This window comes from Caballeronia sp. LjRoot31 (assembly GCF_964253885.1).
Taxonomy (GTDB): domain Bacteria; phylum Pseudomonadota; class Gammaproteobacteria; order Burkholderiales; family Burkholderiaceae; genus Caballeronia.
Genome location: NZ_CAXURX020000003.1, coordinates 2,026,321 through 2,052,086, shown reverse-complemented (window position 1 = coordinate 2,052,086; position 25,766 = coordinate 2,026,321). Strand labels below are relative to the sequence as shown.

Below are 25,766 nucleotides of genomic sequence, written 5' to 3'. Positions count from 1 at the left end.
CCGCATCGCTCAGAGCGAGATTTCGGTTCCCAGTCGTGCGAGGAACTGACCCAGCCATTGCGGATGAGCGGGCCACGCCGGGGCCGTAACGAAATTGCCGTCAGTGACGGCGCTGTCCACTTCGATGTCCGCATAGTCGGCGCCGGCCAACCGGACTTCCGGCGCACAAGCGGGGTAGGCGGAAATCCGCTTGCCGCGAATGACGTCGGCTGCCGCCAGCAACTGCGCGCCGTGACAGACCGCGGCGATCGGTTTTTCGGCAGCGGCGAACTGCCGTACGATTTCGATTACCCGTTTGTTCAGCCGCAGGTATTCCGGCGCACGGCCGCCGGCGATCATCAGCGCGTCGTAACGGGTGACATCAACGTCATCGAAATTCGCATTCAGCGCGAACAGATGACCCGGCTTTTCAGTGTAGGTCTGGTCGCCCTCGAAGTCGTGAATCGCGGTCTTGATCTTGTCTCCGCTTTTCTTCCCAGGGCACACGGCGTGCACCGTATGGCCGACCATTTGCAACGCCTGGAAAGGCACCATCGTTTCATAATCTTCCGCAAAATCGCCGGTCAGAAATAAGATCTTCTTGGCTGCCATGTTGTTCTCCTGTCAAAGAAAATCACGCGCGAACGCGGCCCGGTCAAACCGGAACCACTCGATTTATCTTAGCTCGTCTTCATGGCAAAACGGGGATACTTTGCCGCCTGCCGGATAAATCGCGATTGAGCATCGCGCCATGGGGAGGCTTTCTTCGGTGCATTTTTTGCCGAAGGTCAGCCGTTTTTGCTAACGTGCTGAACCTTTACCGGACCGCGCGACAATGACGCGGCCGTGGCCCGTCAAACATGATTCCCCGCCCCCTCCCTGACAACTGACCCGCATGACCGATCCGCTGATTCCCGCCACGCTTGCGTTCCGCCCCAACGGGTCGCCGTATTCACCTGAATACGGCGATATCTATCACAGCATCGTGGGCAGTCTTGCCCAGTCGCAGTATGTATTCTTGCAGGGCAACGGCTTGCCCGGACGATGGCAGGAGCGTCAGGCATTTACCGTGCTTGAAACCGGTTTCGGCATGGGCATCAATTTCCTGACGACATGGGCCGCGTGGCGCGCCGATCCCGCGCGCAGCGAACGGCTCCATTTTGTGTCGATCGAAAAGCACCCGTTTTCGGCGGACGATCTGCTTCGCGCCTACGAGGTGACCGTGGACGATGCATCGGTTCTCGCCCTGGCCGACACGCTTGCCGCGGCGTGGCCCGCGCTGAAACCCGGTACGCACCAGCTCGATTTCGACGATGGCAGCGTCACGCTGACGCTTATATTCGGCGACGCGGTGGATATCCTGCCCACACTGCGGTTGCGCGCGGATGCGTTTTATCTCGATGGTTTTGCGCCGGCGAAAAATCCTGAACTCTGGACGCCCGCGATCTTCAATTCACTCGCCGCGCTGGCAGGTGACGACGCGACGTTTTCCACCTACACCAGCGCCGGCGATGTGAAACGCGCGCTGCTGCAAGCGGGTTTTGAATATCGGAAAGTGGCAGGCTTTGGGTGGAAACGCGCGATGCTCGTGGGCCACTTTGTGCGGCGCTAAGAGGCCGGCGGAAAGCTGTATAACGCGTGCGCATTGCGGGAACGCGCCACGGTGATCCGCGCGATATTCCAGGCGTTGCCGATCATCACCGCCATGAAACATGCGATCGCGCATTGGCTAAACGATGAGCAATGGCGCACAGTACGTCCAACGCTCAAGCGATCGGAGCGGGTGGTGGCGCCCCTGGTCGAACAGTTGACCGCAGTCGGCGTCACTATGCCGGGGGCGTCGCAATAGACTCTATATACGCTCTCGCGGCCCGGGCAAACTGGAATCCAACCGGCGCCCAGGCGCGAACCATCATTTACTTCATAGGGAATTCCCCAGTGACCGATCAATCCGACAAGCCGGCTGACAGACCGGACGACAAGCAAGCCCCGGTCCGCGCGACCGGCATGAAGCGAGGACTTACGTCGTACGGCGACCAGGATTTTTCGCTGTTCTTGCGCAAGGCGTTCATCAAGGGCGCCGGTTATACCGACAAGGCCTTGAACCGGCCGGTAATCGGTATCGTCAATACGGGGAGTGCGTACAACCCGTGCCACGGCAACATGCCGCAACTGATTGAAGCGGTGAAGCGCGGCGTGATGCTTGCCGGCGGTTTGCCGATGGACTTCCCGACCATCTCCATTCACGAAAGCTTTGCGTCGCCTACATCGATGTACCTGCGCAATCTGATGTCGATGGATACCGAGGAAATGATTCGCGCGCAGCCCATGGACGCGGTCGTTCTCATAGGCGGTTGCGACAAGACCGTGCCCGCGCAATTGATGGGCGCGGCGTCCGCGGGCACGCCTGCCATCCAGCTCATCACCGGGTCCATGCTGACCGGCTCGCATCGTGGCGAACGCGTGGGTGCATGTACCGATTGCCGTCGCTATTGGGCCAGGTTTCGCGCGGCCGAGATTGACGAGGAAGAGGTCGCCGACGTCAACAACCAGTTGGTCGCGAGCGTGGGAACATGTTCGGTGATGGGCACCGCGAGCACCATGGCCTGTGTCGCGGAAGCATTGGGCATGACGGTTCCCGGCGGCGCGTCGCCTCCTGCCGTCACAGCCGACCGGATTCGCGTGGCGGAAGAAACGGGCGCACGGGCAGTTCAGATGGCAGTCGACGGTCTCACCATCGACAAGATACTTACCGTAAAAGCCTTTGAAAATGCGATGCGCGTGCTGCTGGCAATCGGAGGCTCGACCAACGCGATTGTTCATCTGACGGCTATTGCCGGACGGCTGGGGCATCGGATCGATCTGGACACGCTCGACCGGATGGGCAAGGAAACGCCGGTACTGCTGGATCTGAAACCAACCGGCCAGCACTACATGGAAGACTTCCACAAGGCGGGCGGCATGGCTACGCTGCTGCGCGAACTCAAGCCGTTGCTCCATCTGGACGCGCTGACCGTCACCGGGCGCACGCTGGGGGAGGAGATCGAGCTTGGCGGACCCGGGTATCAGCAGGACGTCGTACGATCATTTAGTCATCCGATCTATCCGGAGGGCGGACTTGCCGTACTGCGTGGCAATCTTGCGCCAGGCGGCGCGATCATCAAGCAGTCGGCGGCTGATCCGGCGTTGATGGAGCATGAAGGACGTGCGGTCGTCTTCGACGATCTGGAGGACATGGCCAGCCGGATCGACGACGAAGCGCTGGACGTCACCGCGCAAGACATTCTTGTGCTGAAGAACATTGGCCCGGTCGGTGCGCCGGGGATGCCCGAAGCGGGTTATATCCCCATTCCACGCAAGCTGGCGCGAACGGGTGTCAAGGACATGGTGCGGATCTCCGATGGCCGCATGAGCGGCACCGCGTTCGGCACGATCGTTCTGCACGTCACGCCGGAAGCGGCCATTGGCGGCCCGCTTGCCCATGTCCGCAATGGGGACCGGATTCGTTTGAGCGTGATCAACCGGGAGATTGCGCTGCTTGTGCCGGAAGCTGAATTGCATCAGCGTGCGCTCGACAACCCCGTCGTTCGTCCGACCGCAGGACGTGGTTACCGGAAGTTGTTTTTGCAGACGGTGACGCAAGCGGATGAGGGCGTGGACTTCGATTTCCTGCAGAGCGAAAGTCTGCAGCAGGAGAAAGAGAATGAGCGCGCGCGGCGACCGCCGCAGCGGTAAGGTCAAGCCGGCGTGCGGCTTCGGCAATCGAGCCGCACTTGAGAACCGCTACGAAACCCTGGAGGTATCGGATGTTAATGAAAGCGATTCCACCGCTCCGGACTCTGTTTGGCACACGGGCAGGGCGGGCCGGGCGGGCAGGAGCACTAGCGTCGCAGATGTTCCAACGGCCGTTGCCGCAGGAATGAACTAGTCCAGGCCAAGACCCGACGGCGTCTCTACATTGCGCATGTTGTAGGCGGACAGGATCCGGTACAGGGTCACACGGGACACGCCGAGTTCGCGCGCCGCGTCGCCTACGCGCCCGCGATTCCTCAGCAGGGCCATTTCGATAGCCTGCCGTTCTCCCACTTCGCGCGCCTGCGCAAGCGACATGGGCACGCATTCCGCAAACTCGCCGAGTTCGAGATCATGCGCGCCGATCAAGCGGCCTTCGGCCATCACGATCGCGCGCCGTACGCGGTTGATCAACTCACGCACGTTACCGGGCCAGCCATAGTTATGGATCGCGGCGATAGCGTCAGGGGCGAAACCGCGCAGACGCCGGTTGGCATCTTTCTCGAATCGATCCAGCATGTGCCGGGCCAGCAATTCAATGTCCTTGCCACGCGAGCGCAACGGCGGCTCCTCGATCTGCAGCACGCACAACCGGTGGTAAAGGTCAGAGCGAAACCGGCCCTCGATCATTGCAGTCTGCATGTCCACGTGCGTAGCCGAGACAATGCGCACATCGACGGAAGTGGACTCATGACCGCCCAGGCGCTCGATCTTGCGTTCCTGAAGGAAACGCAACAGGCTCGCCTGGCTCTCCAGCGGCAAGTCGCCTATCTCGTCGAGGAACAGCGTGCCGCCGTTGGCCGCTTCAACGCGCCCGATCTTGCGCTGATTCGCACCGGTGAACGCGCCGCGTTCATAACCGAATAACTCGGATTGCAAAAGATGCGCGGGAATAGCCCCACAGTTGATCGCGACAAACGGCTCGTTGCGCCGTACCGACCGCGCGTGAATGGCTACCGCCGTCAATTCCTTACCCGTTCCCGATTCGCCGGAGATAAACACGGGCGCGTCGGTCATGGCCACTTTGCGGATCGCGCGGAAGAGCGCAAGCATGGCGTCGCATGAGCCGATCATGTCGCCTTCGGCGTTGCTGTCGCTCTTCGCGTTAGCGGGGTCGCGCGTCCCTCCGTCATGCAAGGCGGCGATTCCATAAGCATGACCCAGCGCGTTCAAAATCCGCTCGCCCGATGCGGGGAGCGTTACATAATCAAAGCAAAAATCCCGGACGAGACGCCGAATAGTTGAATCTTCAAGTTGCGCCGGCGACAAGAGCGCTAACCAGCCCACTGTTTTTACCGATAGCCAGGTTTCAGCCAGCCGCAGATTAGCCAGAACGTTTCGCGCCGAGAAATCGAGCAAACCGCCGCTGGGCTTCGACGAGAAATTCCCCGGTTCACGGTCCAGTTCCAGGGATTTGACTGTCCAGCCGCGCGCATCCAGGAGCGAGCGAAGTTCGAGCGTCAAAGGATCGCCTACGTAAAACAAATGCCTGGGAAGCGATGAAGAAGCAGCCATGAAAGTCATACCGGTTAGTTATAGCGACCGCCGCTATCAAGTCGCTGCGGGGTCAGCACATTTTGGGCACGTGGCGATAAGTTGCAGTTGCCGGCCTCACGAAAACTGCACGCGCTTTAGTTATATCGACTCAGTACGCGGAAACTTGAAGGAATCGAAGGTTGATCGGCTGTGTTGGTCATGCCATAAAACCCCGTTTGAAGTTCGCGTCCCGTTTTCGGAGGAGCATCAAGTAAGAATCAAGTAACAAGTCTTCTGATTCTCGCCGGCAAGCATTTTTTGTGCGGCAATAAGCTTTTTACGGCTCTTATTCGCATATGTTATCTGCGCGTGTAGCCGGCTGTTTACTTTTTGCCGCCACGACTCATTATTTCACGTTATTTCACGTTCGCCCATGCGGGTATCGAGCAGGCGCGATTGTTATGAGAACGCGACACGGCCGGCGAGTTCGAATCAGGCGCCGTTTAACGGACTTTCGTGATCGGCAATGGAAGCAAATACCAATCTAGGATGAAAATAGCGATTTGGCTTGATTATTTGTATGAACATAGCAAAGCCTGGACGCAGCAGGGCCGGGCTCCTATCTGGTCTATGGGGTTATCCCTAGCTAGCCATCATCCCAACATCGGCCGGCACCTTAGAGCGCATGGCGAATTCCAAGCGCCGGCTGGGCTTCGTCGATGGTTCGCATGTTCGCACGGCGCTTTTTTCCGTCCTCGGAGCGTGAAGTCAGCCCGACACATAAGGCCCATGCTGCAGTTCTGATTTCTCCAGCGCTGCCAGCACGGCGTCGAACACGAGCCGGATGCGTGCGGGCACAGGTCCCCGCTGCGGCCTGTAGACGTAGACCGGCCACGGCTCCGGCGCGATGTCGTCGAGTACGCTTATCACCTTGCCCGCGCGCAGCAACGGCAGTGCGAGATAACTCACGATCTGCCCAAACCCCATTCCCGCCACCACGGCGCGGCACTCGCACTCGCCGTCGTCGGTCTGGAATGCAAGGTTTGTCGGCGTCATTTGCTGCCCGTTGGAAAACTGCCAGGGCCACACTCGCCCGGTGTTCCTGTCGATGAATCCCGTCGACGGCAGCAGCGCAAGCTCAGCCAGGTCCGCGGGATGGCCCACGCGTGTGACAAGCTTTGGACTGGCAATGACGGAGAAGCCCACGTGCGATGCAGGACGCACCACGAAGCGACTATCCCGCATGAAGCCGATCCGCACGCCAATATCGATCTGCTCCGCGATAGGGTCGCTGATCGCATCGGATAAACGCAGGTCAAGCGTGATGCGGGGATGCTTCTCGGCGAGCCGCACAAGCGCGGGCATGAGAAAACGTTCGCCGATGGACCTGGGCGCGGTCAGCCGGACCAGGCCGGCAATCTCGGCATCGATCTCGCTGTCCTTCGGTCTTAATAGATCATCCATCTGCTGCACGAGTTTGCGCGCCCGCTGCGCAAAGGCTTCTCCTGCTTGCGTGGCGCGCACGCGCCGGGTGTTGCGATGGAACAGGATTTCGCCCACCAGCGCTTCCGCTTCCTGAACGGCTCGCGTGATTGCCTGAGGCGAAGTGCCCAGCCGGGTAGCCGCTTCCTTAAAGCTCTGTGCTTCAACGGCCGCACAATAGATGCGCAACATTTCAAGGCGATTCTGCATGATGGGTTCTCGGTTTTGCTTCCATAAAATGGAATTATGAAATCGTATCATTTCCATTGAATGGCTGGCTTGAGATTCCCATACTGTCTTCTGTCGCGAGGGCCTTCGCCCTCTCAGGAACACAGGAGCCTGTCAATAATGAGCAATCACGCAAGCAATGGAATTGAAGGCAAGGTCGTTGTCATCACTGGCGCGAGCAGCGGGCTTGGCGAAGCCACGGCGCGTCATTTGTCGGCGAAAGGCGCGTCGCTTGTATTGGGTGCGCGTCGTCTTGACCGGCTTGAGAGCATCGCCGCCGAGTTGCGCGAAGCGGGCGGCAAGGTCGAGGTACTGGCCGCCGATGTCACCCGCCGTGCAGACGTGCAGGCGCTGGTCGATCAGGCAGTGAGCACCTACGGACGCGTGGATGTCGTGATCAATAACGCAGGGCTCATGGCGATCGCGCCGATCTCGGAGATGAAGGTCGACGAGTGGGAACGCATGATCGACATCAACATCAAGGGCGTGCTGTACGGGATCGCCGCCGCGTTACCGGTATTTCAGAAGCAGGACAGCGGCCACTTCATCAACATTTCATCGGTGGCGGGCATCAAGGTCTTTAGCCCCGGCGGCACCGTCTATAGCGGCACCAAGTTTGCCGTACGCGCGATTTCCGAAGGACTGCGTCACGAAGTCGGCGCGTCGATCCGTACGACGATCATCCTGCCGGGCGCGGTCGATTCCGAACTGAAGCTCGGCAGCTCCCATGAAGAGAGCGCGAAGGTGGTGGGGCAGTTTTATCAGCAAGCGATTCCCGCGGACTCGGTGGCGCGGGCGATTGCTTACGCGATCGAGCAACCCGGCGATGTCGATATCAACGAGATCGTGCTTCGTCCGACCATGCAGGAGTTCTGATCGGCGGGCTCCGGCAGCGCGAGTGCGCGTCGCCGGAGTGGGTGCTGGACGTTGTTATTGTCGATTCGTATCCGGTCCAGTCTCAGGCATTGAACCTGTCCAGACGGAACGCCTTCGGGTCCACTCTTGGCGTGTTTCCGGTCACCAGATCTGCCATCAACGCGCCGGCTGCCGGGCCAATGCCGAAACCATGCCCTGAAAATCCCGCTGCCAGAAAGAATCCTGGAATTTTGCCGACCTCCGAGATAACCGGCACCGCATCTGGCGTCACATCGATAAACCCGGCCCAGGCTTCGGCGACCGTCGCATTCTTGAACGCTGGGAACGCATGCTTTAACTTGTCGAGTGCGCCGTCGACCATCTTCATGGTCGGCGGCGGATCGAGCGTCCGGCAAGCTTCGAATGGCGTGGGGGTATCGAGGCGAAAGTGGCGCGGAATGCTCATCTCTTCTATAAAACACCTGCCTACGCGAAGCTTTAAGTACTTGCGCTCTGCCATCCACGCCGGCAGGAATTGACGGCACAAACGGATGCTGTCCGGTGTGAGGTCTGCTATCGACGCACCGAGTTGCGACACCGTATACCCCCCGTCAGCGCGCTTGCGGCACGTAAAATCCGACCCATTGATCGCCATCTCCAAGCCGGTCTCTAATGGCCCCGTTCGCAGCACTGACGCATGTACCTTCAACTGCGGAAAGTCGATCGCGTTGTTGCCGCAAAAAAGCCGTGACCATGCGCCGCCTGCCAGTACCACTGACGCACACTTCACCACGCCAAGCTCGGTGACAACCGCCGACGTTCTTCCCGCGCTGGTCTCTAGCCCGCGAACCGCGCACCGTTCGAACACCATTGCACCGGCTTCGGTCGCCAGTCTGGCGATTGCGGCGGTGGCTAGCGTGGGTTCGGCAACGCCGTCGCCCGCACTGTACAAAGCGCCGATCCACGGGCGGTTCGAGGCGGGAATAAGACGCGCAAGTTCATCCCGTCCCAACAGGCTTCCTTCCGTGCCCGTGTCTTTGGCCGAGTTGAGCCACGCCTGATGACGGGCCATCTCATTGTCCGTCTCCGCCAGATAGGCGAGGCCGGTGCGCCGGTAACCCACGTTGATGCGCGCCTGGATGTCGGCCCACATATCGTTCGCTATGGCGGATAGCGGCAACTCCTTTGGATCGCGCCCGACCGTGCGAATCCATCCCCAGTTGCGCGACGACTGTTCGCCCGCGATCATGCCTTTTTCGAATACAGCGACGCGTACCCCCTCGCGTGCCAACGCGAGTGCAGTGCTGATGCCGATAATTCCGCCCCCGACGATCGCAACGTCGATCTCCGCAGGCAATGTCGAACGCATGTTATGTCCTTGAAGAAAAGCGGTCGTTCATGTCAGTGAGCACGGCTTCGGCTAGCCGACAAGCCCACTAGCGCGACCACGCCGATCACGATCACGTAATAAGCCGGCGACATGATGCTGCCCGTCTGCGCGACAAGGAAGCCGACCACGAGCGGCGTGACGCCACCAAAAAATGTCTGCGATGCAACGTAGGCGATCGACACGCCCGTTGTCCGGCACGACGTTGGAAAGAGCTGCGACAACAGCGAACCGACCGGTGCGTAATAGAAGCTGTAGAACACCAGCGACATCGCGCATTGGAACAAGATAAGTGACTGGAACGAGGGCGTATGCGTCAGCATGAAGAACATGGGAAAGACCATGATCAGGCCCGCGATCAACGCAATCCGCATGACCTTGATGGTCCCGAAACGGTCGGCAGCCAGTCCGCCGAAGATCGGGAAGATCGTGCTGACGAGGCCACTGAAGATGGATGCAATGAAAGCGGAGTCCTTAGCTATGCCAAGATTATTGATGGCGAACGTCGGCATGTAGATATTAAGAAAACTGGCTACATTGCCCGCCGCCACGACTGCCGCGCCAATCAGCAGGAAACGCTTGTGAAAGGTAAAGACTTCCGCAAGCGGCCGATGCGGTTTGTCCGCGACTTCTTCGAACTCGCGCGTCTCGTTGATCTTGGTGCGGATATACAGCCCAACGGGACCGATCAGGCAGCCGAAGATGAACGGCGTGCGCCATCCCCACGAATCGACTTGCTCTTGCGAAAGATAGTGATTGATCAGGTAAGCAAATAGCGAGGCGGTCAACACCGCGAGGCCGGAGGTCGAGAACTGCAGGCTGGCGAAGAACGCTTTCGTGCGCGAGTTTTGCTCGGTCAGGTAAGAGTTCGCGCAGCCGAATTCACCGCCGACCGAGAACCCTTGCAGCAGGCGTCCGAACACGAGCAGGGCGGGTGCCCATGCACCAATCATCCGATACGTCGGAATCACCGCCATCAGGACGGTGCCGCAGAGCATCAGGAACGCAGCGATGGTCAGCGCGGCGCGGCGGCCGCGTTTATCGGCATAGATGCCCAGTACGACCGCGCCAACGGGCCGTACGACATACGCACTCGCGAAGGTCAGCAGGCTGTATAACAAGGCCGACTGCGGATTTCCAGTGGGGAAAAACAGGTGCGAGATGGTGATCGCGAACATCGCATAGACGAGCAGGTCGAACCACTCGAAGAATGTGCCCACGTTTGCCGCCACCACGTCACGAATCTTGTGCGTGGATGCCTGCGAGGATGATGGAATGCCGTCCGAGCCGATACTGCCGATCGCCTGCTTCATCTTTGCGTCCTGTGTGGTGAGCACCGGCCGGTCAGGGCGCGGTGTGTCCAGTACAGCTAAGTAGGCGCACAAGACTGGCCGCGCCCGGGCGAAAAACTAAACGTAGAAATGATTGCTGTTGATGACGAGAATGGTGGTGGGCGACTCCCAGCCGTTCTCCCATCTATACCGGTGGCCTGACGGAAACCCATATATGTCCCCGGCTTCCAGCAACATTTCCTGGTCGTCGACGAACAGGCGCAGCTTGCCGCGCACGATATAACCAATCTTGTCGCCGGTCTGCAAGACGAAGTTCACGTCGGACACAGCGCCCGCGCCAATCTCCATGAGGAACCCTTCCATGACCGAGCAGCCCGCGGGTGTCACCCGATATTTAGTGACGCCGCCGACGCTCACTGGCTTGCGGTCCGCGAGCCGCACGACAAAGTCCGCGCCTGCGCCGTCTTGCGGAGCGGGCGTGTTGCTCTCATCGAACAACGCGGCGCCATCGACGCCCAGCGCATGGCAGATGTTGCGAAGCACGCGAATGGACGGGGAACTGATGCCGCGCTCGATCTGGCTGAGCATGCTGACGGACAGGCCGGCTTGCTCTGCCACGTGTTTGAGGCGTAGGTCCTGCGCCTTGCGCATGGCGCGCAAGCGGCCGCCGATGACCACGTCTTGCTCGTGCACAGGGGCATTCGTCAACGGCAAGGAGTCTTCGGACACGGTGTCGCCTTGTGGAGGCAGATGGGAAAATTACACTGTGATGAAGTTTCTGCCAAAAAATTATTGTTTTCAAGCAAACAATAAGGATTGGGTGAAAATTTTGGCTAAGTTAGCCAGACGACGCGTGTCCCGGCTGGCGACGAATGAGTGGGATTAATCGGTCGATTCGCCGAGGCGAGGCGCAGGCAAAATTCGATGAACCGCAGGCGCTGATCGATCCGCTCAGCGGGCTTGCGATGCTGCATAGTTATCTCGGTGACCTGTCCGCCTACGATGTGGACGGTCCTGTCCCGGAGGTTGTGATTAGTGGCAAGGAGGTGCGCAGCATCGCTGAAAACCTGTTGAATCTGTCTTGGTTTGAAGCGTGTGGTTTTCGGGGCTTAGCGATGCGATGGTTTTGTGCAGCCTGTTGCGCGGACCTCTTGCAACAAGCTGCACGCGCAAGTGTTGCCAGCGCCGCCCCCTTTCTATGCGAACGATCAGAACCTGTGTGTCATCGCGAGCCGGGCCATCAACTGATTCCCGGTTGAAGAAATCCCCGATGAACCCGGAATATCCGCATTGTCGAACTGCGTTCCCGTGTTGCCATTCACGTGTTGATAGGCTCCTTGAATGTAGACCGACGTACGCGTGCTAAGGTCATAGTCAAGCATCAACGAGAACTGATTGTACTTAGGCATCGAGCGCCCGGTCGTAGCGGAAATGTGAGCGAACGTATAAGTGTAGGCAGCCGCCATCCAGAAATCAGGCTTGAAGAAGTACTGGCCATTGACCTCAAAGTTGTCGAACTTCCACGAGTTCTGAGTACCCGCCACCGGCTGATCCGTAAAGTACGCATTGCCAGTCGGGTTGTACACGTCTATATGCGAATACGCGAACGCCAACATTGCCTTGTTCGAGAATGTGTACGACACGCCCGCGTCAATGTTCTGTTGCGAGTCAGCCGTAAAGACCGTTGTATCGTTCGACACGGCGCCCGACGCATTGGCTCCGCCACTATTGGTCTTCATGTACGCGAGAGCCGCAGCAAAGCCTCCCATCTTATAGGTACCCGCGGCACTGTACATGCGGTTCGTCGCGAACCCGCCCGCCTGGTTGCTGAAGCCATACATGGCTTCGCCAGTAAAGCCGCTATAGGTCGGCGACACATACTTGACCGAGTTCTGGATACGATAATCCCAGTCCGAGTTATCGTTGTCGAACGGATGCGCCGCCAGATCGCCAATGGTGTTGCCCGCTGCCGTGAAGCCGCTCCACATGTCGATGGTGGGATCGTACTGGCGACCCATCGTGAACGTACCATACTGATCTGACGATAAGCCAACGTAAGCTTGCCGCCCAAACTCAAGACCGCCTTGACCCAGTTGCCCGTTGTTCGTGTTGAAGCCATTCTCCAACAGGAAGATTCCCTTCAGTCCATTGCCCAGGTCCTCACTGCCTTTCAGGCCCCAGCGGCTACCCACGGTGTCGCCACTGACCATTTCGTAGCCGCGATGGCCTTGACCATTACTCGTAAAGTCAAACCCTTCGTCGATCAAGCCATAGAGCGTGACGCTGCTTTGCGCATGCGCGACGGTGCTCAGAAAAATTGCCGGAATCGCAGCGGCTAGCAAGGTTCTCTTCATGATTTTCAATCCCAATATATAGATTCAGACGCGTGTGTGTCGCTTGATGTCGGTTCTTGCAGCGCAAACGTAATGACGAACTTAAGACTTCATGAAAGCGCCCACGAAGGTTAATGAGCCGTTATTCATAGCTGCGGCGACTAACTGAAATTCAGACTTTCAGGCGCAGGAAGAGACGCGTCAAAAGCGCGTTGCGGCTTGCTGGCGAGGGGACGGATTTCAGCGTGGAGCATCAGGCAGGGACGAACGAGGACGATGCGTGTCGTGAATCCGATACAGCCAACTTCCAAACAATTTGAATTGATGTATTGGGACCGTGCCCAATGCTTCACAGAGTCCGTATACGCATCGCCAAAAAGGGACGGCGTGAAAGTACGGCCTCTCCAAACAGGCAGGGAAGTGTGATGGGTGAAATGTGGTTTGTAAGCGAAACGAGCCTTCACGCAAGCAGGGTGTCAACTCCACGCCATCATCGAAAGCCCGGTGCTCCTGAATCAAACGCGCTTGCCGGTTCGTTCAGTGCGCACGCGGCAGCAGACGATCCTGACGTTCGGCCGGCCCTTGCATAGAGGCACTGCGCTGACCTTAACGAATCTTAAATTACTCTTCATGTTACAGCGGACTTTCCGTCGTAATCAGTTCGCTATCCTGAATCTCGTCACCCGTCGCTAGACAAAACCAGCGAGGCGCAGGCGACTACTCAAGACCGATATCTTTACGGAGAACACCCATGAAACGCCTTTCCGCTGCATTGATTACGTTTTCACTCGCCCTTACCAGCGCATCGGCCTTTGCCGCCCCAAGCCTCACGCAGGCTGAATGTCATGACTATCCGTTCACGCAACTCAAGCACACCGTTACGCACAAACAACTGATGCAGGAGTTAAGCGAACTGGAAGCGGTCGGATATCAGCCGACCTCCGACGACAACGAATATCCGGATGATCTACAAACCGCCGAAGTCAAGCTGCATCAGGAGTTCCGTCACGACTGCATGCCGGCGCAGGTCGCAGGCGATCCCGCCAGTCCGTCCACGAACTAAGTCCTGAGCGTTGCCTCCGGACAACCGGCCGTGGACGAAGCAAGCCGGCAATTCGACCTGTCGCACCAAGCAATGGTTCGCAAACATTTCAATGTTGTCTTAGAGGCTTTCCCCTAAGCGAATTTCAGTAAATATCTTTTCATGAAGCAGATGACGGACCGTTAAGGGTCACCGCGTAGTCTCAACATCGTCGCAACGCCATTAGCGGACAGCGACGCTTAATTCACCCGATTTCCCAGGAGTAGCGACATGAAAAAACTTTTTTTCGCAGCCAGTCTTCTCTCATGCGCAGTGTGTTCTTCGGCATTTGCCCAGTCACCGGCGAAACCTGCTCAAGACCAATCGTGGAAGCCGCCGGTCTCGACGCTCACCCGCGCGCAGGTTGAGCGCTCGCTTGTTCACGCTGAAAAAGACGGTCAGCTTAATTACCTCGATTCGGTGGTTTATCGCGGCGGCCACTAAGGTCAGGCACCTTTCTGATGCCTGTCCGTCAATTCCATTCGCCGATCTCATCGAGTCGGTTGTGGCATCATTTACCCTCTGGTAGTGCAGACGGCACCCGGTTTTTCGCCGGTGCCGACTTTGGATTGGGAACAATGACGACACGAGTGCTCACGGTAGAGGACGATCCGCTAGCAGCGAATGAGATCGTGGCAGAGCTTGAAAAATGCGGGTTCGAGGTGGACTGGGTGGATAACGGACCCGACGGTCTTGCCCGTGCGATGAGCGGCGACTATGACGTGATCATGCTCGATCGCATGCTCCCGGGACTCGACGGCCTGACTATTCTCACCACTTTACGAACGGTTGGCATACAGGCACCGGTGTTGATGCTAAGCGCGCTTGGCGACGTAGATGAGCGTATTCGCGGCCTGCGCGCAGGCGGTGACGACTACCTGACCAAGCCGTTTAATTCAGACGAACTCACAGCACGTCTCGAAGTACTGCTGCGACGCCGGCGCGAGACGCCCACACGCAATGAAACAACGCTGAATGCAGGACCGCTCCTCATCGATCTGATTTTGCGCAAGGTGACGCGCGACGGCATTGAAGTGTCGTTGCTGCCAACCGAGTATCGGATCCTGGAGTTCATGATGCGGCACGCCGGTCAAACCATCACTCGCACCATGCTGTTCGAAGCGGTGTGGGGTTATCACTTCGATCCCGGCACCAATCTGATTGACGTTCACATGGGACGCTTGCGCAAGAAGATCGATTCCCCCGGTGCCAAAGCAACGATTCAGACCGTGCGCGGTTCGGGCTACATCCTGACGTGATCCCTCTCCTATAAGAACACCTTGGCTGACTCAACGAATCGAACGCATCCCGTAGAAATGGGGCGCCGCTGGCATAACACGACCTTCAGGTGGCTTTCGGTCTACGCCGTCATCTTCGCGCTGTCGGTCATGGTGCTGATCGGATTTATCGGCTGGTCCGCAACCACTCGCATGGAGTTCGATGCGGACTCGGTGTTGCATTGGCAGATCTTCTACTTCGGGTCCATTGAGGACCAGGCACTTCCGGCGACCATTTATCGGCGCACGGAAGGCGAACACCTGAATACCAATTACTTTGGGCTGTTTGCCCCCGACGGCACCCATCTCGCCGGCGATATCCGCGTGCTGCCGCCGGACCTGCCGCTCGATCGTCAAGGTCATACGCTCAACGATAGCCTGATCGTCGCCAACCAGGCGAAGTCGCCGGTCGTTCGAGCCGTGGGCGTGCGTCGGCACAGCGGCGAACAGATCGTGGTGGCCCGCGATCTCACGCACGTGCTGGCTGTTCGCGAGACAATGATCAACGCATTGGTTGGCGGTGGCCTGTTCTGCTTGCTGGTGAGCATAGCCAGTGGCTTGTTGCTCAACCTGCGGCAGATGCGGCGTGTGCGCGATATTCGTAACGTAACCTTGCGGATCGCAGAGGGTGACCTGAACCGGCGTTTGCCGATCGGCGGCCGAGACGAGTTGGACATGCTCGCGCATCTGGTGAATCACATGCTCGAGGAAATCGAACGGCTGATGACGGAGGTCAAGAGCGCGTGCGACGGAATAGCCCATGACTTGCGTACCCCGGCCGCGCATATCCGCACCTTGCTCGCCAACGTGGCCGAACGCATGCACGTGATCCAGGACGACGGCGTCGCGCAAATGCTCGATCGTGCGCGAGTCGAGGCCGATATGCTGCTCGACCGTTTCGGTGCGATGCTCCGCATTTCGGAGATTGGCGCCTTGAAGCGGCGTGGCGGATTCTCTTCAGTGGATCTCACTACGCTGGTTCATGAATTAAGCGAACTGTATAACCCGCTCGCCGAGGACCGGGGAATTAGCTGGGCGGTTGTGGTCGAACAGGTTCCCGCTGTCCATGGCGATCGCGCGTTGCTATTCGAAGCATTCAGTAACTTGCTCGACAACGCGATCAAGTTCGCGCCGGACAACGGGTCCGTGCGTATTGAACTGACGGATCATCCGCAGGGCGCCCTACTGGTCATTTCGGATAATGGTCCAGGTATCCCGGAGCGCGAGCGGGAAGCGGTGTTGCAGCGCTTCTACCGAGCCGATCAGACGCGTCATCTGGCAGGCTCGGGACTCGGTCTCAGCATTGTGTCGGCCGTGATGCGGCTGCACGATTTCGCGCTTCGTGTGGGCGCCAATGGGACCGGTACCACCCCCGGCACGACGATGACGGTTGAATGCTGGCCCCACGCGCTCGAATGATGCGCGTGCTGATTGCCGGCCCTGATTACCCGATCAACCGATTAACCGAGTAAGAGCCACCCCTATGCGCGTTCTGCTCATTTCCACCGTCTGCACTGAAGGCGCTTATTTGCATAAGGCTTTACGCGAAAGCGCGCACAGCCTGCAAATGACCGACGATCTACGCGACGGGCTTCATCTCGCGTCGCAAGACACCTTTGACGCGGTGCTGATCGTAGCCGTCGATACTGAATCCATCTGCAACCTGGCTACGCTGTTGTCCGAGTTCGCGCGTTTGCCGGGTTCGCCCGCGATCCTGGTCGTGCTCGGACGCGCGACGCCTGTAGAGAGAGCGCGCATGCTGCGCGCGGGTGCGGACGCGTGCTTCGTGCAGCCGTATTCGTTTATCGAAATGCAGGAACGTATGCTGGCGTTGCATCGATCGTCGGTGCAGGGCGTGGGCGACCCCACGCTTGACCTTTCGCTGAGGCTGGATCCACTTACGCGGGAGCTGGTGGAAGGAGACAAGCGTTTCCCCCTGACCAAGCGCGAGTTCCTGTTGGTTGAGTCGCTGCTGCGCCAGCCCGATGCCCCCGTCGCGCGCGACCAGTTGATTCGGTATGCGTGGCCCGACAAGGACGTCGTGGATCCGTCGAGCGTTAACCTGGTTGTCTCGCGGCTGCGCCGCAAGCTTGAGTTGCATACCTTCGGTGCGCGTCTTGAAACCGTCAGCCGCTTCGGTTATCAGATCATCACGACCCAACCGCCGCCGGTTCTCGCCTTGTCCGTTTCTCGATCGAACCTTGGAAATGCGTAAGCGCGATGCTCCCGTGTAGGGAGTTCGCGCTTTCACGCTTTCATTGCGCTAGTGTCAGACGAGATCAGGAACCGAAGAAGGGTTGGCAGTAATCCACCGGTCCCACACAAGCATTAGGATCGGTCGATGCGCCTTGCATCGACGCGCAACCCGCCAATGAAAAGCCCAACGCCAGCGCGCAAAGCGGCAATCGTAAGGAAGCGAGTATGCGTCTTAAGCGGCTCATGACATCACCTTGGCGAACACGCCTGTCATTCGAATCTATGGTTTGAACGTTCGCATTGCGGCGAACCAGGATGTGGGCCGGCAGTGCGTGACGGAAGGCGTGAAGCTGCGGCGGCGGAACCGGAAACGGTCGTCACACACAAGCTCATTCCATCCGTCACGGCAAGTGGCAATCGACGCTCCATGCCTAGTGATGCCAGTACAACGTGCGGTTCAGGTAATCGAGTTGGCCATCCTGCTCAGACTTCACGAGGTCCTGATAAACCTCCGCGCGTGTTTTAGGCGCAATGGTCTGTCCATCCGGTGGTACCCATTGACCTGCTTGTGCGACGATGACAGGGGCGGGTGCTTGAGCAGGGGCTTGAGCCGGCGTCGTGCTCTGGGCAAAGGCTGAGCCCGTGGTGGCCAGGCCGGCAAAAGCGAGGGCGATCATCATGGTCTTCATGGTGCTTTCCTAAAAGTCCGTTTAACGAGTGACCGGGCTTCGATGCAGAGGTGTGATCGTTGTCCGGTGAATGCAGATTAACGAAGCAGCCCTATCGGGAAAGACGCTCAAACGTGAAGAGTTGTTCATGTAGAGAAGCTCATGAAACGCGCAAAAAAACAACTAAATAACATCGGATAGCTAAGTTAAATATTTTGTGTCGGCTTTATAAATTATTCTTCATGAAGTAACGCGATTCCGACACGGCCACGTCATGCCCGCCGCCTAAATTTGCCCCGGTCCGCATGGCGAGTCGGGCGGCTGCACTTCGCCATCCTGTCTCCGCCCTGCCGGGGAGCGGAACAGCAGCCGCATCATTCTGGAATTGCACACATGAACAAAGCGTTGATCGCCTCCTTGAGCCTGATCGCGGCCGCGGTCTCTCAAGCCGCGAACGCACAAAGCAGCGTTACCCTGTACGGCACACTTGATACGGGTATCGACTATATTTCCAACCAGAAATCCTCAACGGGTGGCAATGCCGCGTGGGGCATGCAGAGCGGTAACGTGAGTACGGATCGGTGGGGCCTGAAAGGCACAGAAGATCTTGGCGGTGGTCTGGCGGCCGTGTTCGACCTCGAGAACGGTTTTAACATTGACAGCGGCAAGTTCTCGAACGGCGGCGACGAGTTCGGCCGTCAGGCATGGGTCGGTATTTCAAGCTCCGTTTACGGAACCGTTACGCTGGGGCGCCAGTACGACTCCATGGTGGACTTCGTGGCGCCGTTGTCGGCAACCGGTTCGGGCTTTGGCGGGAACATAGCCGATCACCCGTTCGACAACGACAACCTGAACAACGATTTCCGCATGAACAATGCGGTGAAGTTTCGCAGCGTGAACTACGCCGGGCTCGTGTTCGGCGGTGCGTACGCGTTCAGCAATTCATCGAATGGCTTCAGCAACAACAACGCCTATACGGCGGGCGCGTCGTATAACAACGGTCCTTTGAGTCTGGCTGCAGCATATTTCCAGGCCAACGATCCGGGCGGTGTCACGGCACCGGCTAACACCGGTGGCGCGCTCTCGAGCGGCGACGGCGACGCAACGCTGGTCGGCGGTCGCCAGCGCATCATGGGCGCCGGCGCGCGTTACGTGATTGGTGCCGCGACCATCGGCGCGGTGTTCACGCGCACGACACTCGACGACCCAAGCGAGATCTCACAGGGCGGCTCATACACGGCGCTATCGGGCAACAAGCTCACGTTCAACAACTATGAGTTGAATGCCCGCTATGCACTGACGCCGGCATTGACCCTGGGCGGCTCGTACACGTTCACCGACGGCAAGTTCGACGCCGCCACGTCGAGCCTCTCGCCGAAGTGGAATGCGTTCATGCTGCAAGCGGACTACGCGCTGAGCCGCCGTACCGACGTCTATCTCGAAGGTGTCTACCAGCATGCGACCGGCGCAACGGGGGTGAATGCGTTGGGCAATGCGTCGATCTACAACCTGGCTGCGTCGTCGAACGGCAAACAAGCAGTGGTCGCAGCGGGTGTGCGTCTCCACTTCTGATCCTGTCCGACCAGAGCTTGATGTAAATACGCCGCCGAGGGCCATGAAATACCCCCGGCGGCGTTTTAACTTCTACGGCTGAATATGCCTCAGGCGGGCTTCCCGGTCCATCCACCACCGAGAGCCCGGATCAGGGACACCGAAGCCGTCAGCTGTCGCGTACGCAGGTCCAGCGACGAAATCTGCGCAGTCAGTTCTGTGGTTTGGGCCGTGACGACATCCAGATAGCTCACCACACCGTCGCGATACTGCGACGTCGCCAGCGCGAGCGTCTGCTGCGCGGCGCTCAACGCCTGATCTTCGTTGACTGATTCGTCGCCGAGATGATGCAGCAGCGCCAAGCCGTCCTCGACCTGCTGGAAAGCCACAAGCACGGTCTGCCGGTACTTCGCACCGTTCTCGGCGAGTTCCGCCCGCGAATTCGCCACGGCCGCGCTGCGCTTGCCGCCATCGAAGATCGTGAACAGCAATTGCGGTCCCACCGACCAGATTTCGTTGGGTGCCGCGAGCCAGGGCGAGAAGGTATCGCTTTGATATCCGCCGTCCAGGCCGAGTGAAATGTCGGGGTAGAACGCAGCCTTCGCTACACCGATATTCGCGTTCGCCGCCGCCACGCGCCGTTCCGCCGCCGCAACATCGGGCCTGCGTTGCAAGAGTGTTGAAGGCAGCCCAAGGGGCACGCGGGGCAGATAGTTGAACGCAACGTCCGGCGGCAGGGAGAACGACGATGCCGGCGTTCCGGTGAGCGTCGCGATCGCATGTTCGAGCAGCGCACGGCTCGCCTGGGTATCGTCGGCGGCGGCACGGGCGGATGCAAGTTGCGTCTGCGCCCGCGAGACATCCATGCCGGAGGCGAGGCCGCCGTTGTGACGGCTGACGGTCAGCTTCAGTGCACGCTTATACGTATCGATGGTGTCGTTGAGCAGCTTGGCGCGCTGATCGAGGCCGCGCAGTTCGAAATAGGTCGATGCGAGGCTTGACTGAAGGCTAAGGCGCAGCGACTCGAGATCGTCCGCACTGGCCTCCTCTTGCGAGCGGCCCGCGCTGACCTGATTGCGCACCTTGCCCCACAAATCAAGGTCATAGCCTATACCGACACCCGCCGTCGCCGAGTTGTAAGTCGACGGCTGACCTGTGCCGCGCAACGGCCGGTTATCCGATTGCCGTTGCCGCGAGACATCGGATTCGGCACCAATAGTCGGAAACAGCCCGGAACGCGCTTCCTGAAGGTACGCGCTGGCTTCGTCATGCCGGGCGACCGCTGCCGCCACATTCGGATTGGCTGTCGCGATCTTTGCTTCGAGCCCGCTCAATACCGGATCGCGATACATGGTCCACCAGCCATCACGCGGGATGCGGTCCGCGGGTTTTGCCGGTTGCCAAGGGCCGGCTTCCTTGAAGGTGATAGGAATCGCCGTGGCGGGCACGGTGTAGGTGGGCGCGAACGAACACGCGTTCAGCGCGACAGCGCAGGCTGCCGCTGCCAGGAGACGGCGCTTAACCATGCTCATGCTCCGGCTGCCCGGTCGCTGCGGTGGCCACGGCAGTCGCGGCGCCGCGCACGAGTTCGCCTTCCGCAAGCGAGTCCGGCGGGTTGTCGATGATCCGGTCGCTCGCTGACAATCCCGATTCAATCAGGACATGGGTACCGAGGTCGGTCGCGATCTTCACGTCTTTCAGATGCACGTGGTTGTTTGGGTCGATGACCGCGACCTGCATGTTGTCAGTACGGAAGATCAGCGTGCTCGCCGGAACCAGCAACGCGCTGCCGGCGTTAGGCAGCGCGAAGTGAACCTGTGTGTATTCCCCGGGCAGCAGCAAGCCCGATGCATTGTCCACCGACAACTGCACGAGCAACGTGCCGGATGCAGGCGTGATGGCGTCGTCCGTGTCGACAAGTTTCGCGTCGAAGGTCATGCCCGGCCGCTCCGGCACAGTCAGCTTGGCAGTGAGTCCGGGCTTGATCGCCGCTGCGTCGCTTTGCGGCACGTTCACATAGAGCCGGAGGCGGCGCGCGTCGGAGACAGCGAACAATTCCGGGCCGGTGCCGCCGCCCGCATCGATCAACGCGCCGATATCGGTTTTGCGCGCCGTGACGATACCGTCAAACGGGGCCGTGATGCGCTTGAACGATTCAAGCGCTTCGAGGCGCGCGACGTTGGCGCGGCTGGCGTCGACCGTGGCCTGCTTCGCGATCAGGTCGCTGGTCTTTTCATCGGCGTCCTGCTGCGAGACCGAGTCCTGCTTCAGCATCTGCGTCCAGCGTTTTGCGGTGGTCGCCGCGAGGTTTTCGTTCGCCACCGTATTGGCGAGGTCGGCCCGTGCCTGTTTCAGTTGCTGATCGAGATCGGGCGTATCGATCAGGCCGAGCAACTGGCCGGCCTTCACGTGCGTGCCGATGTCGGCGGACCACGTTTGCAGATAGCCGGACACGCGGGCATAGATCGGTGCATTGACGAAGGCGGCGAGCTGCCCCGGCAATTCCAGCGACTGCTCGGCCGCAGGCAATTGGGGCGCGACAGTTGCCACGGTCGGTATCGCTTGCGCGTCGGTCCAGGTCGTCAGTTCACGCTCCGCGTGCGAGCGGCTGATGATGCCGTCGGTCACCACGCCCGCGGTAATCAACGCGATGATCACGCTGACCAGCTTCAGATGACGCAAGCGCTTAGGGGAATTGATTTCAATTTCAGTGGACATGCGATTCTCCTGATCCGGAAAGTGGGTGATCCTCTTGAGCCTTTTCATTGCGATGCACGAGGCTGAACACAACAGGCACGAACAGCAGCGTGGCGATGGTGGCGCACATCAGGCCGCCGATCACAGCACGGCCGAGCGGGGCGTTCTGTTCGCCGCCGTCGCCGAGACCCAGTGCCATCGGCAACATGCCGATGATCATCGCGAGTGCGGTCATCAGCACCGGGCGAAACCGCGTGAATCCTGCTTCCATCGCGGCGACCAACGCGTTGCCGGTAATGACCAGCCGTTCGCGGGCGAAGGTGACGACCAGGATGGAGTTCGCCGTGGCCACCCCCATGCAGAGGATCGCGCCCGTTAGCGCCGGGACCGACAATGGCGTGTGCGTAATGAACAGCATCCACACGATGCCCGCGAGCGCCGCCGGCAACGCGGTCACGATCACGAACGCATCACTCCACGAATGGAAGTTCACCACGATCAGCAGGTAGATCAGCACGATTGCCGCGATCAGGCCGAGGCCTAGTCCCATGAATGCGCTGTTCATGGTTTGAACCTGGCCTCGCACGGTCACTTGCGAACCCTTCGGTACTTCCTTCGCGGTCTGGTGCACGATTGTGTTGATCTGTGCGGCAACGGCGCCGAGATCCCGGCCTTGCGTGGTCGCATAGATGTCGAACAGGGGTTCAATGTTGTAGTGCGAAACAACGGCGTTTCCCACGCCGCGCTTGATCATCGCAATGCCGCCCAGAATCTGCGCTTCGCCGGTCTTGCCGGTGACCATCAGGTTGCCGAGATCGTTGAGCGACGTCATTCGATATTGCGGCGTTTGCGCGACGACCGCATACGACACACCATTGCGCGGGTTGAGCCAGTAGGTTGGGGCAACCTGACTCGTGCCCGAGAGATTGGCCACTACCGAGTTGGTCACGTCGCCCTCGGTAATGCCCAGTTCGGCGGCACGGGTCCGGTCAACCGAGACGGTGAATTGCGGGTAGGTCGTCGCCTGCTGAATGCGCGTGTCGGCAACGCCCGGGATTAGTTGTACCTTGCGCAGCAGTTGCTGGGCATACGCATAGTTGCCGGCCTGATTCGGACCGGCCACCTGGATATCGATCGGGGCCGGTGAACCGAAGTTAAGAATTTGCGAAATGATGTCGGCAGGCAGGAACGAGAAGGTCATGCCCGGATATGCACGCGGCAGCAGCCTGCGTAATTTCTTGACATACTCAGCCGTTGGCGCGTGGTCCTCGCCGAGCGAGATGAGGATGTCACCGTCCGACGGTCCCATCGTGCCGCTGTTGTTATACGTCAGGTTGATACCGCTGTTCGGTAAGCCGATATTGTCGATCACAGCACGCAACTGGTTCGGTGGAATAGTCCGGCGAACAGTGGCCTCGACATGATCGAAGAGGTCCGCGGTCTGCTCGATCCGCAAGCCAACCGGACCCCGCACATGCAACGCGATTTCACCCGAGTCGATATTCGGAAAGAAGTTGCGCCCAAGGAATGGCGACAGTAAAAAGGACGCCGCGACCACCGCGAGGAAGCCGATGATGAACCGCTTGCGGCTGCTGAGCGCCATCCCCAGCAGAATGCGGTACATGCCGCGAAAGCGCCCGAACAGTTGTTCAAAGCCGCGCTGGAATCGGACCAGCGGATTTTTCGAAGGCGCATGCTGCATGATGCCGTGCGGGTCCATGCTCGCGGCAAGCTCACCGGATGCATGCCCCCCTGACGCGTGCGGCCGCAGCAGGTACTGCGCCATCATCGGCACGAAGGTTCGTGAGAGCACGAATGAGGCGATCATCGCGAAGATCACGGCCTCGGCCATGGGCACGAACAGGAAACGTGCAATACCGTCGAGCAGCAGCATGGGCACGAACACAATACAGATGCACAGCAGCGAGACGAGGGCAGGCGTCACGATCTGCGCGGCGCCGTCGAGAATAGCGTCCCTGACGGGCTTGCCCTGTTCCAGGTGCCAGTTGATATTTTCGATGGTGACAGTTGCATCATCGACGAGAATACCCACTGCAAGCGCGAGTCCTCCGAGCGTCATGACGTTGAGCGTCTCGCCCATCGCCGACAGCGCCGCAATCGCGGCCAGAACCGCAAGCGGGATGGACGACGCAATGATCAGCGTGGAGCGCCAGCTTCCCAGGAACAACAGGATCATGAGCGAGGTCAGCGCGGCAGCAATGATGCCTTCACGCGCCACGCCGCTCACCGCGCCCTTCACGAATACGGACTGATCGCCCATCGTCACGAGCTTGAGGCCAGGCGGCAGGGTTTCGCGAATCAGCGGTAGCTTCGCCTTGACGCCCGCGATGATGTCGAGCGTCGAGGCCGAACCGTTTTTCAGAATACTCATCAGCACGGCGCGATGGCCGTCGAGACGCACAATATTGCTCTGCGGCGGATTGCCGTCGCGAACGTGTGCGATATCGCGGATATAGATGGTTGCGCCGTTGATCGTCTTGACGGGCAGGTTGTTGAGTTGGTCGAGCGCAAGCGGGCTGTTGTTCAGCTTGATGTTGTATTCGAAGTCGCCGATCTTCTCGGTCCCCGCCGGCACGATCTGGTTCTGCTGCGCCAATGCGTTCGCTACGTCCGTAGCGGACAGCCGGTCCGCCTGCAATGCGTGCGGATCCAGGTCGATCTGCACTTCGCGCGTCTTGCCGCCGTAAGGCGTCGGAATCGCCACTCCGGGTACGCTCAGCAGCGCGGGTCGAATGAAGTTGGTAGCGTAATCGGCAAGCTTCTGCTCATCGAGCGTGTTGCTGGTGAGCGCGATCTGCAGGACCGGAACCGTCGATGCGTTGTAGTTAAGGATCTGGGGTGGCGTAATGCCTGGCGGCATCTGCTTGAGTACCGTCTGCGAAACTGAAGTGACTTGAGCAGTCGCCGTCCGGATATCGACGGTCGGCTGGAAGAAGATCTTGACGATGCCATAACCCCGGAACGACTGCGATTCAATATGCTGGACGTCGTTGACGGTCGTGCCGAGCGTACGTTCGTAGTACGTGACAATTCGGCCCGACATGTCGTCCGGTTGAAGCCCTGCGTAGTTCCAGATGACACTGATGACGGGAATGCGGATATCGGGGAAGATGTCCGTCGGCGTACGGAGTGCCGCGAGCGGACCGATCAACACGATCAGCATCGCCAGCACGATGAACGTATAGGGCCGAGTCAAAGCTAATCGGACAATTTTCAACATTGAGAACGGCTCCGTTCAGGGTGCGCATGATTCGCGCTAACTTAGTGACTTGGTGACTTAACAACATCAGGACATCGGACTGATTGCGCAATGACAGCGCCGGTGTCAGTCATTCTGGAAGGATCGGGTTAACACCCACGCACGGGAAAAATGAAACTAGTTTTAGTTTCGAGAAGGCAAGGGGGACGTGACGAAAATCGAGCGCAGCCACAAGGTGCGGAACACCTTGTG

General features: G+C 59.3%; 20 protein-coding genes and 1 pseudogene. 10 read left to right on the top strand and 11 right to left on the bottom strand.

Going from position 1 to position 25,766, the window contains the following annotated elements:
* Positions 1-9 precede the first annotated feature (9 nt).
* Positions 10-591 carry a DJ-1/PfpI family protein gene (locus ACSQ8V_RS37880; RefSeq protein WP_436185195.1) on the bottom strand — a complete coding sequence of 194 codons (582 nt, stop codon included), beginning with the start codon at positions 589-591 and terminating at the stop codon, positions 10-12.
* A gap of 283 nt (positions 592-874) precedes the next feature.
* On the opposite strand from ACSQ8V_RS37880, the pseudogene mnmD reads away from it, so the two are divergent.
* From mnmD to ACSQ8V_RS37865, 3 genes and pseudogenes are all read left to right on the top strand, one after another.
* Positions 875-1,588, top strand: a pseudogene (gene mnmD, locus ACSQ8V_RS37875) (tRNA (5-methylaminomethyl-2-thiouridine)(34)-methyltransferase MnmD); the annotation flags it as partial.
* 36 nt (positions 1,589-1,624) lie between these two features.
* Positions 1,625-1,828, top strand: coding sequence for a hypothetical protein (locus ACSQ8V_RS37870; protein ID WP_436209198.1), 204 nt, complete (start codon positions 1,625-1,627; stop codon positions 1,826-1,828).
* 158 nt (positions 1,829-1,986) lie between these two features.
* Positions 1,987-3,714, top strand: coding sequence for an IlvD/Edd family dehydratase (locus ACSQ8V_RS37865; RefSeq protein ID WP_436209270.1), 1,728 nt, complete (start codon positions 1,987-1,989; stop codon positions 3,712-3,714).
* A gap of 189 nt (positions 3,715-3,903) precedes the next feature.
* On the opposite strand, the gene ACSQ8V_RS37860 is transcribed toward ACSQ8V_RS37865, so the two are convergent.
* Both ACSQ8V_RS37860 and ACSQ8V_RS37855 read right to left on the bottom strand, forming a co-directional pair.
* Positions 3,904-5,286: a sigma 54-interacting transcriptional regulator gene (locus ACSQ8V_RS37860; RefSeq protein WP_436209197.1), complete on the bottom strand. Its 1,383-nt coding sequence runs from the start codon at positions 5,284-5,286 to the stop codon at positions 3,904-3,906.
* A gap of 729 nt (positions 5,287-6,015) precedes the next feature.
* On the bottom strand, positions 6,016-6,939 hold the full coding sequence (locus ACSQ8V_RS37855) for a LysR family transcriptional regulator (RefSeq protein WP_436209196.1): 924 nt from the start codon (positions 6,937-6,939) through the stop codon (positions 6,016-6,018).
* Positions 6,940-7,077: 138 nt separating this feature from the next.
* Between ACSQ8V_RS37855 and ACSQ8V_RS37850 the strand changes: the two genes are divergently transcribed.
* Positions 7,078-7,833, top strand: coding sequence for an SDR family oxidoreductase (locus ACSQ8V_RS37850; protein ID WP_436209195.1), 756 nt, complete (start codon positions 7,078-7,080; stop codon positions 7,831-7,833).
* A gap of 82 nt (positions 7,834-7,915) precedes the next feature.
* On the opposite strand, the gene ACSQ8V_RS37845 is transcribed toward ACSQ8V_RS37850, so the two are convergent.
* The 4 genes from ACSQ8V_RS37845 to ACSQ8V_RS37830 all read right to left on the bottom strand — a co-directional run bounded on the left by ACSQ8V_RS37845 (position 7,916) and on the right by ACSQ8V_RS37830 (position 12,845).
* Positions 7,916-9,181 carry an NAD(P)/FAD-dependent oxidoreductase gene (locus tag ACSQ8V_RS37845; RefSeq protein ID WP_436185192.1) on the bottom strand — a complete coding sequence of 422 codons (1,266 nt, stop codon included), beginning with the start codon at positions 9,179-9,181 and terminating at the stop codon, positions 7,916-7,918.
* A gap of 32 nt (positions 9,182-9,213) precedes the next feature.
* Positions 9,214-10,512 carry an MFS transporter gene (locus ACSQ8V_RS37840; RefSeq protein ID WP_213763752.1) on the bottom strand — a complete coding sequence of 433 codons (1,299 nt, stop codon included), beginning with the start codon at positions 10,510-10,512 and terminating at the stop codon, positions 9,214-9,216.
* A gap of 96 nt (positions 10,513-10,608) precedes the next feature.
* Entirely contained in the window at positions 10,609-11,220 is a 612-nt protein-coding gene (locus ACSQ8V_RS37835; RefSeq protein ID WP_213763751.1) for a helix-turn-helix domain-containing protein, read from the bottom strand.
* Between the two features lie 479 nt (positions 11,221-11,699).
* A complete protein-coding gene (locus ACSQ8V_RS37830) occupies positions 11,700-12,845 on the bottom strand; it encodes a porin (RefSeq protein ID WP_436185190.1) in 1,146 nt (381 codons plus the stop codon).
* Between the two features lie 730 nt (positions 12,846-13,575).
* Between ACSQ8V_RS37830 and ACSQ8V_RS37825 the strand changes: the two genes are divergently transcribed.
* From ACSQ8V_RS37825 to ACSQ8V_RS37805, 5 genes are all read left to right on the top strand, one after another.
* Positions 13,576-13,887 carry a DUF4148 domain-containing protein gene (locus tag ACSQ8V_RS37825; RefSeq protein WP_213763749.1) on the top strand — a complete coding sequence of 104 codons (312 nt, stop codon included), beginning with the start codon at positions 13,576-13,578 and terminating at the stop codon, positions 13,885-13,887.
* Between the two features lie 249 nt (positions 13,888-14,136).
* Positions 14,137-14,349 (top strand): DUF4148 domain-containing protein, encoded by a 213-nt coding sequence (locus ACSQ8V_RS37820; RefSeq protein ID WP_089164691.1) that lies wholly within the window; start codon positions 14,137-14,139, stop codon positions 14,347-14,349.
* Between the two features lie 134 nt (positions 14,350-14,483).
* On the top strand, positions 14,484-15,164 hold the full coding sequence (locus tag ACSQ8V_RS37815) for a response regulator transcription factor (protein ID WP_436209194.1): 681 nt from the start codon (positions 14,484-14,486) through the stop codon (positions 15,162-15,164).
* A 57-nt stretch (positions 15,165-15,221) separates the two neighbouring features.
* Complete coding sequence (locus tag ACSQ8V_RS37810) at positions 15,222-16,601, top strand: ATP-binding protein (RefSeq protein WP_436186435.1); 1,380 nt, start codon at positions 15,222-15,224, stop codon at positions 16,599-16,601.
* 64 nt (positions 16,602-16,665) lie between these two features.
* Positions 16,666-17,397, top strand: a complete 732-nt coding sequence (locus tag ACSQ8V_RS37805) for a response regulator transcription factor (protein ID WP_213763746.1) — start codon at positions 16,666-16,668, stop codon at positions 17,395-17,397.
* Between the two features lie 412 nt (positions 17,398-17,809).
* On the opposite strand, the gene ACSQ8V_RS37800 is transcribed toward ACSQ8V_RS37805, so the two are convergent.
* Positions 17,810-18,067, bottom strand: a complete 258-nt coding sequence (locus tag ACSQ8V_RS37800) for a DUF4148 domain-containing protein (RefSeq protein ID WP_213763745.1) — start codon at positions 18,065-18,067, stop codon at positions 17,810-17,812.
* A 372-nt stretch (positions 18,068-18,439) separates the two neighbouring features.
* Here ACSQ8V_RS37800 and ACSQ8V_RS37795 point away from each other — a divergent pair, with 372 nt between their 5' ends.
* Complete coding sequence (locus tag ACSQ8V_RS37795; RefSeq protein WP_436209193.1) at positions 18,440-19,618, top strand: porin; 1,179 nt, start codon at positions 18,440-18,442, stop codon at positions 19,616-19,618.
* Positions 19,619-19,707: 89 nt separating this feature from the next.
* Here the strand turns inward: ACSQ8V_RS37795 and ACSQ8V_RS37790 are convergent, their stop codons facing one another.
* From ACSQ8V_RS37790 to ACSQ8V_RS37780, 3 genes are read right to left on the bottom strand one after another with little or no spacing between them, the layout of a single operon-like run.
* Positions 19,708-21,123, bottom strand: coding sequence for an efflux transporter outer membrane subunit (locus ACSQ8V_RS37790; protein ID WP_436209192.1), 1,416 nt, complete (start codon positions 21,121-21,123; stop codon positions 19,708-19,710).
* Positions 21,116-22,315, bottom strand: a complete 1,200-nt coding sequence (locus ACSQ8V_RS37785; RefSeq protein ID WP_213763742.1) for an efflux RND transporter periplasmic adaptor subunit — start codon at positions 22,313-22,315, stop codon at positions 21,116-21,118. Before ACSQ8V_RS37785 ends, ACSQ8V_RS37790 begins: the two co-directional genes overlap by 8 nt.
* Positions 22,305-25,535 (bottom strand): efflux RND transporter permease subunit, encoded by a 3,231-nt coding sequence (locus ACSQ8V_RS37780; protein ID WP_436209191.1) that lies wholly within the window; start codon positions 25,533-25,535, stop codon positions 22,305-22,307. Before ACSQ8V_RS37780 ends, ACSQ8V_RS37785 begins: the two co-directional genes overlap by 11 nt.
* Between the last annotated feature and the right edge of the window lie 231 nt (positions 25,536-25,766).

Coding starts and splice junctions, on each gene's coding strand:
- ACSQ8V_RS37880 (WP_436185195.1), bottom strand. CDS start 591: ATGGCAGCCAAGAAGATCTTATTTCTGACCGGCGATTTTGCGGAAGAT.
- ACSQ8V_RS37865 (WP_436209270.1), top strand. CDS start 1,987: ATGAAGCGAGGACTTACGTCGTACGGCGACCAGGATTTTTCGCTGTTC.
- ACSQ8V_RS37860 (WP_436209197.1), bottom strand. CDS start 5,286: ATGGCTGCTTCTTCATCGCTTCCCAGGCATTTGTTTTACGTAGGCGAT.
- ACSQ8V_RS37855 (WP_436209196.1), bottom strand. CDS start 6,939: ATGCAGAATCGCCTTGAAATGTTGCGCATCTATTGTGCGGCCGTTGAA.
- ACSQ8V_RS37850 (WP_436209195.1), top strand. CDS start 7,078: ATGAGCAATCACGCAAGCAATGGAATTGAAGGCAAGGTCGTTGTCATC.
- ACSQ8V_RS37845 (WP_436185192.1), bottom strand. CDS start 9,181: ATGCGTTCGACATTGCCTGCGGAGATCGACGTTGCGATCGTCGGGGGC.
- ACSQ8V_RS37840 (WP_213763752.1), bottom strand. CDS start 10,512: ATGAAGCAGGCGATCGGCAGTATCGGCTCGGACGGCATTCCATCATCC.
- ACSQ8V_RS37830 (WP_436185190.1), bottom strand. CDS start 12,845: ATGAAGAGAACCTTGCTAGCCGCTGCGATTCCGGCAATTTTTCTGAGC.
- ACSQ8V_RS37825 (WP_213763749.1), top strand. CDS start 13,576: ATGAAACGCCTTTCCGCTGCATTGATTACGTTTTCACTCGCCCTTACC.
- ACSQ8V_RS37820 (WP_089164691.1), top strand. CDS start 14,137: ATGAAAAAACTTTTTTTCGCAGCCAGTCTTCTCTCATGCGCAGTGTGT.
- ACSQ8V_RS37815 (WP_436209194.1), top strand. CDS start 14,484: ATGACGACACGAGTGCTCACGGTAGAGGACGATCCGCTAGCAGCGAAT.
- ACSQ8V_RS37810 (WP_436186435.1), top strand. CDS start 15,222: ATGGGGCGCCGCTGGCATAACACGACCTTCAGGTGGCTTTCGGTCTAC.
- ACSQ8V_RS37805 (WP_213763746.1), top strand. CDS start 16,666: ATGCGCGTTCTGCTCATTTCCACCGTCTGCACTGAAGGCGCTTATTTG.
- ACSQ8V_RS37800 (WP_213763745.1), bottom strand. CDS start 18,067: ATGAAGACCATGATGATCGCCCTCGCTTTTGCCGGCCTGGCCACCACG.
- ACSQ8V_RS37795 (WP_436209193.1), top strand. CDS start 18,440: ATGAACAAAGCGTTGATCGCCTCCTTGAGCCTGATCGCGGCCGCGGTC.
- ACSQ8V_RS37790 (WP_436209192.1), bottom strand. CDS start 21,123: ATGGTTAAGCGCCGTCTCCTGGCAGCGGCAGCCTGCGCTGTCGCGCTG.
- ACSQ8V_RS37785 (WP_213763742.1), bottom strand. CDS start 22,315: ATGTCCACTGAAATTGAAATCAATTCCCCTAAGCGCTTGCGTCATCTG.
- ACSQ8V_RS37780 (WP_436209191.1), bottom strand. CDS start 25,535: ATGTTGAAAATTGTCCGATTAGCTTTGACTCGGCCCTATACGTTCATC.